Source organism: Gemmata obscuriglobus (assembly GCF_008065095.1).
Classification (GTDB): domain Bacteria; phylum Planctomycetota; class Planctomycetia; order Gemmatales; family Gemmataceae; genus Gemmata; species Gemmata obscuriglobus.
Genome location: NZ_CP042911.1, coordinates 3437711 through 3450452, shown reverse-complemented (window position 1 = coordinate 3450452; position 12742 = coordinate 3437711). Strand labels below are relative to the sequence as shown.

Here is a 12742-nt window from a genome sequence, read left to right as displayed (position 1 = left end):
CATGTTACCGAATCCGATTGGCCCTTATCCACGCCGTATTCTGTAGCCGGCCTCTGTGAGGCCGGTGCTACCTCGGTCATGTCGCACCGGCCTCACAGAGGCCGGCTACAGGAGGCAGTTACTCTTCAATTGGGTTCGGCATCAGTCCGGCGGCCCGACGTACACGAACGGCGCCCAGAAGAACGGCGCTTCCCAGCCGGGGGTGCGTTTCACCGCCAACCGGGCGTCCTTCAGCGCTTCGGGGTACGCGGTTCCCTTCCCCCCGCCCGCACGGATCGACCCGAAGAACCCGGACATCATCTCGGCGGTCGCGCGGTCGTCCACCGACCAGCAGCTCGCCATCACCCCGCGCGAGCCGGCGCCCAGAAACGCACCGGCGAGCGTCACGCCGGCCTCCAGCGGGCGCTGCGGACCGACGTTCGTCACGCACGCGCTCAGCACGGTGAGTTCGCACCCGGTCAGCTTCAGTCGGGAGATTTCGTGGAGCGTCAGGAACCCGTCGTTGCCCGGCTCCTCGCTCCCCCGCGGCGGCGGGGTCAGCGCGACCGCGGCGAACGCGTTGCCGAACGCCTCGTCCGCGAACCCGTGCGCCGCCAAGTGGACGAACCGCTTACCGGGCATGGCGGCGACCACGTTCTGCTCGGTGGCCCTGTCCTGCTCCAGAGCGACCACTTTATCGGCGGGGAAGTGCTGGCGCACCTTCCGGCTCTCGGTGGCGGTGAACGGCAGCCGCGGGAGCTGCCCGCCGCCCGATCGCTTGGTCCCGGACGCCGCTTCCGGATATGCGGGATCGCCGACGGTGAGCAGCGAGGCCGCCGCGTCGGTCGCGCGGGGCCGGCTCAGAACCACCGCCAGCGCCCCGATCGACGGCGCGTAGCACACCGGCGGCAGCTCATCGAGCGCGTACCGCGGCCCGGCAGCGCCTGAGAGCAGCAGCGCCTCGAACGGCAGCTTGTGGAGCGCGCCGTCCGGGACGAGCACCAGCCGCTTCGCCCCGCTCGCCCGGATCTTCTCGCGCAGAGCCGGGGGCAGCACCGCGTCCCCGATGCCCTCTGCGGCGATCGCCCGGGTGCCCTGCCCCGCGGTCCGCGACACCAGCGCGATGCCCCGCGTCGGGTTGAACGACGGATCGGCGATCTGTCGCAGATAATGGTTTACGAGCCGCGCCGCGACCGCGTCCGTGAGCGCGACCGCCTCGGCGGGGGCGGGCGGCGGTCGCTCGGGTTGCGGGGCGACCGCCCGCACCGCGACCCCGCGGAACCCGGCCCGCGCGACCAGTTCGCCGGCCGGCGGCTCGCCGACATCGGCAGCAACTGCTCGGGCCACCCCGAGCCTGAACACCTGCGGGGCGGCCGCGGGGTCGGTGCAAAGGACCGCAAAGCTCGCGTCGCGCCCCACCATGTACGTGAGCAGCGCCCCGCCCACCCGGTGCGCCTCCTTGCGGACCTGTGCGAGCGCCTGCTCGGCGAACGCGGGGTCCGTGAGGACGCGCGTGATGGGGTCGGCGTTGGCGATCTCGCGCCACGCGTCGGCGTACTCCTTTTGGGCCGTTTCGAGTTCGGCGACGAGCTTCTTCGCCTCCGGCTCGTCGGCCTGCTCGGGGGTGAACAGCATCGCCCGCGAGCGGAGCCGCGACACCGCCCGGCGCGCCACCGCCTCGCGCTCGAGGAGCGTCTTGCGCGTGTCCGCGGGCAGCCGGTCGCGCGGGTCCACGCCGGCGGCCAGCATTTGGTCCAGGAGGGTGCGGCTGCGGCTGCGGGTGACGACGCGGAGCAGCCCTTCCCCGTCGCCGTCGCGGGCGCACCACGACGCCAGCAGTTCAAACATCGGCGCGAACTGCACGAAGAACTGCGCCCGCTGCGCGGCCTCGCCGAAGGTGCTCAGTCGGGCGCGGTCGGCGATGTCGAACACTTCGCCGAGGAACTTTTTGGCCTCAGCCGGCTTCCCCGCTTTATCGGTCAGTACAGCGAGGCGCCACAGCGTGATCGCACAGGTGGCGGGGGGGCAACGCGGGCGCCCCGCCTGGAACGCCCGCGACTCCGCGAACCGCTTCAGCGCGTCCGCGTCGGCCCCGCGCAGTTCGGCGCAGACCCCGAGAAAGTTGAGGGTGCGGGCCAGGAGCACGTCGCCCGTCGTCCGTTGCGCGGCGGCCAGTTCGCCCCACACCGTCTCGGCCGCTGCGAGATCCTTACGCCCGAGCGCGTCGAGCGCGCGGATGTGACGGGCGGTGGCCCAGAGGTATTCACTTTGCCGCCCGCCCTGCGCGCCGGCCGCCTCGAGTGCCGGCACCAGCGCCGCGGCGCTCTTGACCTGCCCCTGAGACAGGTACAGGTCGGCGCGGACGGCGTCGATGATGGCGGCGCTCAAGTCGTCGCGTTCGCCGAACCGGGCGAGCACCCCGGCGGCGCGGGTGAGCGCCTCGCTCGCGGCGGCGGCGTCGCCCTGCTCTTTGTGGATCAGCGCGCTGTTGAGCCACAGGTTAAAGCGCGTGGCGTCGGCGTCGGCCCCGACGAGATCGCACCGGGCCAGCCCGTCCCGGAAGAACCCGATCGCGCCTGCGAAATCGCCCCGGCGCGACGCCGCGACCCCAGAAAGGTAATCGGCTTCGACCCGCAGTGCGTCCGGCGGGAGCTTGTGCTTGCGGTACAGTTCGGCGCACCGCTTGAGGGCCACTTCGGCGTCTTCGGGCGCGTCACATCCGAGTTGTGCGGCGGCCAAATTCACCAGCACTTTGGGCAACACCCGCAGGTTCACCGGCTCAACCGGTTCGAGGGCCGACAGTGCCGCAGTAAGTGACTTTCGCGCGGCCGGGTGGGCCGCTGCCATCAGTTCTAATGCCCCCTGGTCCGATTTCAGACGGGCATCAAGAAGGGTGTCGCCCGACCACCGAGCCCCCGCCTGACGTGCGGCGTCGAGGGCCTGTGTGAACTGGTTAGCGGAGCGGGTGAGCGCCTGGAGCCGCACGAACGCGGCCAGTGCCCCTCCGGCGTCGGTGGTGGCACCGAGCGCGGCCTTGTACTCGGCCGCGGCGCGGTCGCGGAGCGTGGTGGCGTCAGCCGTCTTACCGGCGGCCAGCGCCGCCGCGGCCCATTCCGCGAGGATGTCGCCGGCCGTGACCCGCTGCTCGGGTTGGGCCTTCCGGTGCAGCGTGAGTGCTTCGGTGAACAGCGGTTCGGCGCTGGCGAACTGTCTCCGGGCGGCGAGGAGCTTGGCGCGCTGGAGTTGCGTGTCCCGCCGGCCGAGCGCGTCGGACAGCGCGTCGTGCAGTGCCGGCAGGCCTTCCAGGGCTGCCAGTGCCGCCGCGCGGTCCCCTCGCTTGGCGAGCGCGTCCGCCAGCGCGCGAGCGGCGGCCACACGAACCGCGGCGGTGTTGGTGCGTTCTGCGACCTTTAGCGTGTCCGCCGCGGCGCGCTCCAGTTCGGCCCACCGCCGGGTCTCGGAGCCGTCCCGCTTCAGGGCGGCGGTTTCGCAGCGGAGCCGAAGCGCGTCGAGCACCAGCGGCGGCGCGAGGGGCGGTCTGGCGCCCAGCGCGGCGGTGACGTGCGTCTCAGCGGTGTCGGGGTAGCCCAGGTCGAGGTGGCACTGCGCCGTGAGCAGCTCCAGGGCGCCCGAGCCGTCGGGATCGCCGACGGTTTTGAGCCACTCGCGGAAGGCATCGCCGGTACGCAGGGCTTTATCGGGACGCCCGGAACGGACGTAAAGGCTCATGAGCCGGTTGAACGCCTGGCGCTTGAGGAAGCGGTCGTCGGTGTCGAGTGCGGAGCGGTAAAGCGGCTCGGCGTCGCCGAACCGGTCCTCGGCGGCGAACCGTTCGGCCTGCCGAAACGCCTCGGCCGGAGCCGGTTGGGCTGCGAGCAGCAGAACCACTGTGGGCAACATGGTAAACCTCACGCGACGGAATCCGAGCAACTCTAGCTCAATCCGAACGCGAGAGCTTTCGGGTGTCCCAAGGATGACGTGCACAGCAACCAACACCACCCACGGCGCCCCGCGGCGCTGTAACGGGGGTTACAGCGCCGCTTCAGTTTCCACGAATTGGCTTCGAGTGGGCCTCGGGCGGGCACATGCAATACCGGCGGACTACCGGTTTACTGGGTCCGCCGCTACCCACAAATCACGCCTAAAACCTCCGATTCCGGTCCCGCAATCAGACGGGAATCGATTCCAATCAGGCCCCGAAATAATGGCGCAACATATTTTCAAGATATCACTTAAGTCAAAATCGCGAGCAGCTGAATGTGAAGCAACGAGAACGCCGCCGAGCCCGGGATACCCGATCCATCGGCCCAACGAGCAGCGGTTCACGGAATACGGCAAAAATAAGCGTCGGGAGTGCAGAATGTACCATTCGGCGCCCCCGACACCGGTACAACCTGACCGGGCAACCTTACCCGCGCACACGACACCGCAGCGAACCGAACTATTTCACTTTCCGAATGCGGTGACTGTTTGTGTCCCCAATGTACAGCGCCCCGTCCGGCCCGACTGCGACCCCGTGTGGTCGGCCGAGCGTCGCACCCGTCGCCGGACCGTTGTCACCGAGTCCCGGGGTCTTGGTTCGACCCTTCCCGGCAATGGTTGTGACGACACCGCTCTTCGCGTCGATTTTTCGGATGACTTCGTTTTCGGTGTCCACGACGAAAACGTTTCCGTCCTTATCGATGTCGATTTCTTTCGGCCCGTCGAACGTCGCGTCCAGCGCCTTCGTGCCGTCGCCGGTGTAGCCCTTCTTGCCCGTACCGGCGAACCGTTCGATACGGCCCTTGGCGAGATCGATGACGCGCACGCAGTGCCCGTTGCGCTCCACAACGTACAGCCGTCCGTTCGGCCCGACCGCGACCGCACGGGGGCCGTTGAGTGTCGCGTCCTTGATCGGCCCGCCGTCGCCTGCGGTGACACCTTTACCATTGCCGAGCAGCGTCGAAATCGTGCCCGTCGCGAGATCGACGGCGCGCACCCGGTGCCCCGCAACGTCGGCGATGTACAGTCCGCCCTTCCCGTCGAGGCACAAGCCGTTCGGCTCCACGAGCAGGGCCTTGTTCGCGGGGCCACCGTCGCCCCCGTACCCGACCTTGCCGCCTGTGCCCGCGACGGTGGAAATGACGGCCGTCTTGCCGTCCACTTTGCGCACGCAGAAATTCAGCCGGTCCACGATGTACAGGTTGCCGTCGGCATCGAGTTCGATGCCGTAAGGCTCGTTCAGACTCGCTTCGGTCGCTTTTCCACCGTCACCACCGAACCCCTTCCTCCCGTTGCCGGCAACGGTTGTAATCGTACCGGTCTTCGCGTCCACCTTGCGCACGAGGTGGTTAAACGTGTCCGAGAAGTACAGGTTGCCGGCCTTGTCGAAGGCCACGTCAAAGGGCTGATCGAGTTCGGCCTTCGCGGCCGGCCCGCCGTCGCCCGCGAAGCCCTTCTTACCCGATCCCACCGGCGAGGTGATGACCGGCGCGGCGTCCGCGCCGGCAGAAGCGAGCACCAACACGAGAGGCAGCATGTTGTTACCTTCAACGGGGGGAGCGGGCTGTTACTCGAACCGGATCACCAAGTCGCCACCTTCCACCTGTGCCCCAGGACGAACCAGCACTTCGGCCACCTTCCCGGGCCGGTCGGCGTAGATGGTGGTTTCCATCTTCATGGCTTCCAGCGTGAGCAGTTTGGCCCCGGCAGCGACCTCCTCGCCCGGGGCCACGGCCACCGCGACGACGGCGCCCGGCATCGGCGCCGCGATGTGCTTCGCGTTGCCGTTCTCGGCCTTCGGGCGCGACTTGACCGCTCCGGCGCCGAGGGTACGGTCCACGACGCGGAACTCGCGCGGCTGGCCGTTCAGCTCGAAGTAGACCACGCGGTAGCCGTCGGGCTGCGGCTCACCCACCGTGAAGAACTTGATGATCAGCGTCTTACCGGGTTCGATCTCGATGCTGACCTCTTCGCCCTTCGCGAGCCCGAAAAAGAAGCTGGGCGTCGGCAGCACGCTCACGTCGGAGTACTTCGCCTGGTGCTCCGCGAAGTCGCTGAACACCTTCGGATAAAGGACGTACGAGATGACGTCCTGGTCGGACGGCGCGCGCCGCAGCTTCGGCTCGAGTTCGGCCTTCGCCTTCGCGAGGTCGACGGGCGGGAGCGTGGCCCCGGGTCGGTCGGTGAGCGGCTTCCGCCCGCGGAGGATGCGGGTCTGGAGCGCCGGCGGAAACCCGCCCGGGGGCTGGCCGAGCTTGCCCTCGAAGAACTCCACCACCGACTCCGGGAACGCGATCTCTTTCTTCGGGTCGAGTACCATTTCGGGCGTCAGGTTGTTCGCGAGCATGAACAGCGTCATGTCGCCGACCACCTTCGATGTCGGCGTGACCTTGACGATATCGCCGAACAGCCGGTTGACCGCCGCGTACATCCGCCCCACTTCCGCCCACCGGTCCGCCACCCCGAGCGACTGGGCCTGCTGGTACAGGTTCGCGTACTGCCCGCCCGGCATCTCGTGGAGGTACACTTCCGCGGAGCCGGCGAGCTGACCGGTTTCGAAGGGCGCGTACAGACGCCGCACCCCGTCCCAGTAGGTAGCCGTTTCCTGAAGGGCGTCGAAGTCGAGTCGGGTGCTCCGGTCGGTATACCGCACGGCCTCGACGAGCGCGTTAAGGCTCGGCTGCGAGGTCACCCCGGCCATCGGCGCGAACGCGCAGTCCACGACGCTCACGCCCTCCTCCGCTGCCATCAGGTAAGAGGCGAGTTGACCGCCGGCGCTGTCGTGCGTGTGGAAGTGGATCGGCAGCCCGACCTCTTCACGAAGCGCCTTCACCAGTTTCTTCGCGGCGTAAGGTTTGAGCAACCCGGCCATGTCCTTGATCGCCAGGAAGTGCGTCCCGAGCTTCTCCAGTTCTTTAGCCAGGTTCACGAAATAGGTGAGCGTGTATTTGTCCCGCTTGGGATCGAGAATGTCGCCGGTGTAACAGATCGCGGCCTCACAGATCGCGTCGGTCTTCAGCACCGCGTCTATGCCGAGCTTGATGTTGGGGAGCCAGTTGTTCGCGTCGAAGATGCGGAAGATGTCCATTCCGGCTTGCGCGGACAGCCGAATGAACTCGTACACCACGTTGTCCGGGTAGTTGGTGTACCCGACGGCACTGGCCGCCCGCACCAGCATCTGAAACAGGACGTTGGGAACGCGCTCGCGGAGCTTCGCGAGCCGGTCCCACGGGGACTCCTTCAGGAACCGCATCGCGGTGTCGAACGTGGCCCCACCCCACATCTCCATCGAGAAGAGGTCCGCGTGCCGCTCCGCGTACCGGTCCGCGATCGCGAGCATGTCGAAGGTGCGCATCCGGGTCGCGAACAGCGACTGGTGCGCGTCGCGCATGGTGGTGTCGGTGACGAACAGTTGCTTCTGCGCCCGGGTCCACTTGGCGAACCCCGCGGCGCCGAGTTCCTTGAACCGGTCGCGGGTGCCCTTCGGCTTCTCCGCCCGCGACGCCATGGGCGGAGTTGGCGAGGGCGATGCGACTGCCGGCACGCGCTCGGCGTACTTCCCCTTCAATTCCGGGTGCCCGTTTACGATGACGTCGGCCAGGTAACCGAGCAACTTCGACGCGCGGTCGCGGCGGGCGGTGAACTGGAACAGGCCCGGGGTTTCATCAAGGAACCGGGTGGTAACGTCTCCGGCAAGGAACTGCGGATGTCCGATCAAGTTCAACAGGAACGGGATGTTCGTCTTCACCCCGCGAACGCGGAACTCCTGAAGGCACCGCTCCATCCGCGTCGCGCAGTCCTCGAACGTCAGGCCGCCGACGGTCACCTTCACCAAAAGCGAGTCGTAGAACGGCGTAATGACCGCGCCGCCGAACGCGGTGCCGGCGTCGAGGCGAATGCCCGGGCCGCCGCTGGAACGGTACGCGGTGAGCCGGCCGTAATCCGGCACGAACCCGTTCGCAGGGTCTTCGGTGGTAACGCGACACTGGATCGCAAAACCGCGCGTGCTGATCGCGCTTTGCTCCAGACCGATACGGTCGTGATTCAGGGGCAGGCCGGATGCGATCAGGATTTGCGACCGCACGATGTCGAACCCGGTGACCTGCTCGGTGACCGTGTGCTCGACCTGAATGCGCGGGTTCACCTCAATGAAGTAGAACCTCTGCGCGTCAGTATCGTAAAGGAACTCGACGGTGCTGGCGTTGTCGATGCCGCAGGCACGGCCCACCGCCAGGGCGGCGTCGAGAATGCCATGGCGCACGTCGGCGGGCAGGTTCGGTGCGGGCGCCAGCTCGACCACCTTCTGGTGCCGCCGCTGGACCGAGCAGTCGCGCTCGAACAGGTGAACCAACCCGCCGTGCCGGTCGCCGAGCAGTTGCACCTCAATGTGCTTGGCGCGCTGGACGAACTTTTCGAGGAACACGTCCGCGATGCCGAACGCGGCGCCCGCCTCCCGCTGAGCCGATTCGACCGCCTCTTGCAACTTGTCGGCGGTGTGAACCACCCGCATGCCGCGCCCGCCGCCGCCCATCGACGCCTTGACGATTACCGGATAGCCGAGCTTCTCGGCGAGCGCGTGAGCCTCATCGATCAAGGCGAGCGGCGTCTCACCACCGGAGAGGACCGGCACCTGAGCTTTCTTGGCTATACCCCGAGCAGTGACCTTGTCGCCGAGTTGCTCCAGCACCTCGGGACGCGGGCCGACGAACGTGATCCCGGCCGCGGCGCAGGCGCGCGCGAACTGCGCGTTTTCCGACAGGAAGCCGTACCCCGGGTGGATCGCGTCCACACCCACCGACTTCGCCAGTTGAACAATGCTCTCGATGTCCAGGTACGAGCGGATCGGTTCGCCCGGCTTACCCACTTGGTACGCCTCATCGGCTTTGAAGCGGTGAAGGGCGAACCGGTCTTCGTGGGAGTAGATCGCGACGGTGCGGATTCCGAGTTCGTGCGCCGAGCGGAACACCCGAATGGCGATCTCACTGCGGTTCGCGACGAGCAGCTTTTGAAACGGACGGGACTTCGGGTCCGGCATCGAACCAACCTCGGCGGGAGAGCGAGCGCGACACGTGTTGCGGCAGGACGAATGAAACCGGTGTGGCGGGCGGGAGCGGCACCAGGCGAGATGCGAACGCGCCCCCAGTGCCGACCTTGTTATATGACTGCCCCAGCGTGGCGACACCGCGATGAGGAGCGGCCGTGTGGACCCGCCGGCAAATACTCGATCACTCGCCGGAGCGGCCGAGCACCAGTTCCGAACCGCGGCGTGGCAGCAATACTGGCAAGCGGCGCAAGGCCGCTCGCCCCCGTCGCGCAGGAACACCGGAACCGAGCGGCACAAGCAATCGATGAAGAACACAAGATTTAAAGACGAAACCGTTGGTGCTCAAAATTCCATAACTCTCGTCAATTTCACGCTTGCAATGACATAATTATTACGCTGTATTTTCCGAAATATCATTCCACCTTCTGGCGTAACAGGTACAGCCGGCAGCAAAGAGACGCCGCACGACATCCCGTCGGTGTGGTAGATCTTGCCGCACACGGCGCCAACTCGTTCGCAAGTGCCTGGACGCTCAGGGACGAGTCGTCGGACACGGTACTGGCGGTGTCGAGCGGCGACGACCCGGTTGTGATCCCCGGGGGCTCGATTATGGTGCCGTCCGAGCCGAGAAGGCGAAAATGAGACAATGGCCTACGACAGATCCGACTGAACGGTCAGAGTTATCGGAGCTACGGCCGAGCGATCGTGCGCGGCCACCAGTGAGTTGTCCATCGCCATCCCACTTGGCGAATTGCGGGCAGTATCAATCTATCGCGACTTCCAAACACAACCGGAGCGATTCGCCGAACGAGTCAACTGCGAACTCACCTACCCCGACCGAAGGCGATAATGCATACAAAAATAAAACCAACAACGCACAACATTGTACACAATCACGCTCGACTTAGCCTCTACGCTGTGGCTGTCGCGGTTGTCTCGTATTGGGCGTGGCCGTGTGCGGCTCAGCCTGCAGCCGGCGCCGCGAGGACTGACACGTTTCTAAAGGATCTCAGAGCTGCCGGCTCCAAGTTGCACGACGCCATGTATCGGAACATTCGTATTTCCACCGTGATCCAAAGTTACGACCTGTCGGGCCAGTCAAGCGGGACCGTCCGCACCCTTTACCTGGGTGATGATCAGAGTTCCCTCTTAACCGTCGACAACGAAGTGTTGCAGCGGACCACTCACTCCATCATTCGGGGTGACGCCGAATACCAGCTTGTCGCGGACCAGGGCCAGTCGCTCCGTGTTACCAAATCACAACTCTTCCCCCAGTCATTGCAAGAGCAGATCATTGCAACGCCGCGGTACAAGTTCACGGGGTACGACTTCAACAGCGGGCTTGGGTTCGGCCTCGCATACTGGCAAGTCGATTACTATTCGCTGTTCACCGAGGTAAAGGAGCCGGACGGCAGCACGTGGTCCTTCTCGGTAAAGTCCATTACAGATTGTGTGGAAGACGGTAAGGCGGCTATACGGGTCGACGCTAGATTCCCCCAACCGACGCCGAAGACAGAACCCCCGTTCGGTGTCCGATCCGAGTTCTACTTTAGTCCGAACAGCCTCGTCTGCTTTAAGTACCGCGACCACCTGTCGAACGGGGCGGTCCGAAGCGCGACCCTTATCGGCGACGAGATTGACAACGTCAACAAGTTTGTGCCGAGACAAATCGTGCAAGAGTTTGTCGGCCCTCAAACGGGGGGCAAACCGGTCGTTACCCGTCGGGTCGAGATCGTCGAATACGCGAAGTTGCCCCCGGACCCATCGAGTTTCCGCCTCGAGCAGTTCGGCGTGCCGGAGTTGTCCGACCTCGCGTCTCGCCCGCGCCGGTTGAAGGCCCTACTCCGGTTTCTTGGTGTGACAGCAGGCTTGGGCATGTGCCTCGCTCTCGCTGTGCGGTACTTCCGCAGCCGCGCACGGCGCTCGAACGCGGGCGTCGGCCGTTCCGGATTCACGTTACTGGAACTGCTCGTAGCGGTTGCCATCGTCGGCGTACTCGTCGCTTTGATGGCCGGTGCAATCCTGCCGCTGCGATTGGCGGCGCCCCGCCCCCCGCGGCATTGCGCTTCGCGGCACACATGCCTCTACAGTCAGGCCACATTGAACGGGTTGGCTCATGAAGCCATCGGGAGGGAGTGGTGAGCCCAAATAGTGTGTGGTACAAGACCGAGGTCCGGGCGTCGGAAGTGACCGTCAAGCGCAAACAAAAGGGATTCGACGGCAAGCAAGAGGAGGTCAAGCTGACCGAGGAATTATCGACACGCAACAACGCCAAGATCGAATCGGCCGAAACCTTCAAAGCCGGCTGTAACGCGGTCGCACGCGACCTGAAGAGCAAATCGCTCACATCCACCTCCGACGCCCTTCACCCGGCCGTCGCGGTCGGGTATTCTTCTTTCGCGCCCTCATCTCCTGTGGAGTTGCTGCAAATGTCCTCTCCCGACCGCCGTGCTTTCATCGCGGGTTCTGCCGCTTCTGCTCTCGCGCTGGGTGCTCCCGCTATTCAGGCCCGAGGGGCGAACGAGAAGCTCAGCATCGGCCTCATCGGCAGCGGCAACCGCGGCCGCACCATCGCGACCGAGTGCGTGAAGGCGGGCCACCACGTCGTCGCGGTCGCGGACGTGGCGAAGTTCCGGCACGAGTTCATCACCGGCGAGTTGGCAAAAGTGAGGGGCGCGAAGCCCGAAGTGTACGACGACTACCGCAAACTGCTCGAGCACAAGGGGCTGGACGCGGTCATCATCGCGACGCCGGACCACCACCACAAGGAGCAACTCGTCGCCGCGATGGCCGCGGACAAGCACGCCTACTGCGAGAAGCCGCTCAGCCACACCATCGAGCAGGGCAAGGAGATGGTGGCGGCGGTGCGCAAGGCGAAGAAGGTGGTGCAGGTCGGTAACCAGCGCCACAGCGGTGAGCACTGGGTGCGGTGCAAGGAGGCCATCAACTCAAAAGACTTCGGCGACCTCGTGTGGGTGAAGGTCTGGGACTGCCGCAACTGGCTCAAGCGCGACCCGTTCGCCCCGCCGAAGACCTTCGACGCCGAGCAGATTCGAGGCGTGAACTGGGCGGCGTTCCTGGGCACCGCCAAGAAGGTCGCGTTCGACCCGGTCCGCTACTGGGCGTGGCGGTGGTACTGGGACTACGCGGGCGGGTTGCTCACCGACATCGGCGCGCACCAGCTCGACATCGTCCAGTGGCTCGGCGGCGTGGACGCGCCCGTGAGCGTGACCGCGAACGGAGGCACGTACCACTTCAAACACTGGGAAACGCCGGACGTGGTTCACGGTGTGTGGGACTACGGCAAGTTCGTGGCGACGTTCGCGGTGGAGTTCGTGAACGGTTACGACGGCGTGGGCGCGACGTTCTACGGCACCAAGCAAACGCTCCACTGCGATGCGGACGCGGGCGGCGCTATCAAGTTGTTCGACACCATCGACAAGTTCGTGCCCACGATGAAGCCCAAGGCCGAGTGGAAGGTGGAGAACGAAACGCCGCTGCACGTCCGCAACTGGCTGAACGCGGTGAAGGACAACAAGGACCCGAGTTCGCCGATCGAGCTGGGGCACAAGGTCATCACCGCGGCGCACCTCGCGAACATCTCGTACCGCACCGGGAAGAAGGTGGTGTGGGACGCGAAGAAAGAGCAGATCGTGAGCGGGTGAACCATCCGCGCAGGTGCGGCGTCTGCTCCTCGCCTTCTCCATGTGGAGAGTGCGACCCTACAACCTCCGCGTG

General features: G+C 65.9%; 5 protein-coding genes. 2 read left to right on the top strand and 3 right to left on the bottom strand.

Annotated elements, in window-relative coordinates; all coding sequences use genetic code 11:
* Positions 1 to 141 precede the first annotated feature (141 nt).
* The 3 genes from GobsT_RS14265 to GobsT_RS14255 all read right to left on the bottom strand — a co-directional run bounded on the left by GobsT_RS14265 (position 142) and on the right by GobsT_RS14255 (position 8995).
* Complete coding sequence (locus GobsT_RS14265; RefSeq protein WP_010041360.1) at positions 142 to 3879, bottom strand: CHAT domain-containing protein; 3738 nt, start codon at positions 3877 to 3879, stop codon at positions 142 to 144.
* A 541-nt stretch (positions 3880 to 4420) separates the two neighbouring features.
* Positions 4421 to 5497, bottom strand: coding sequence for an NHL domain-containing protein (locus GobsT_RS14260; protein WP_010041359.1), 1077 nt, complete (start codon positions 5495 to 5497; stop codon positions 4421 to 4423).
* A 30-nt stretch (positions 5498 to 5527) separates the two neighbouring features.
* Entirely contained in the window at positions 5528 to 8995 is a 3468-nt protein-coding gene (locus tag GobsT_RS14255) for a pyruvate carboxylase (RefSeq protein WP_010041358.1), read from the bottom strand.
* Positions 8996 to 10033: 1038 nt separating this feature from the next.
* On the opposite strand from GobsT_RS14255, the gene GobsT_RS38745 reads away from it, so the two are divergent.
* Positions 10034 to 11146 (top strand): type II secretion system protein, encoded by a 1113-nt coding sequence (locus tag GobsT_RS38745; RefSeq protein ID WP_197905115.1) that lies wholly within the window; start codon positions 10034 to 10036, stop codon positions 11144 to 11146.
* Complete coding sequence (locus GobsT_RS14245) at positions 11143 to 12669, top strand: Gfo/Idh/MocA family protein (RefSeq protein WP_148087740.1); 1527 nt, start codon at positions 11143 to 11145, stop codon at positions 12667 to 12669. Before GobsT_RS38745 ends, GobsT_RS14245 begins: the two co-directional genes overlap by 4 nt.
* Positions 12670 to 12742: the final 73 nt, after the last annotated feature.

Coding starts and splice junctions, on each gene's coding strand:
- GobsT_RS14265 (WP_010041360.1), bottom strand. CDS start 3,879: ATGTTGCCCACAGTGGTTCTGCTGCTCGCAGCCCAACCGGCTCCGGCC.
- GobsT_RS14260 (WP_010041359.1), bottom strand. CDS start 5,497: ATGCTGCCTCTCGTGTTGGTGCTCGCTTCTGCCGGCGCGGACGCCGCG.
- GobsT_RS14255 (WP_010041358.1), bottom strand. CDS start 8,995: ATGCCGGACCCGAAGTCCCGTCCGTTTCAAAAGCTGCTCGTCGCGAAC.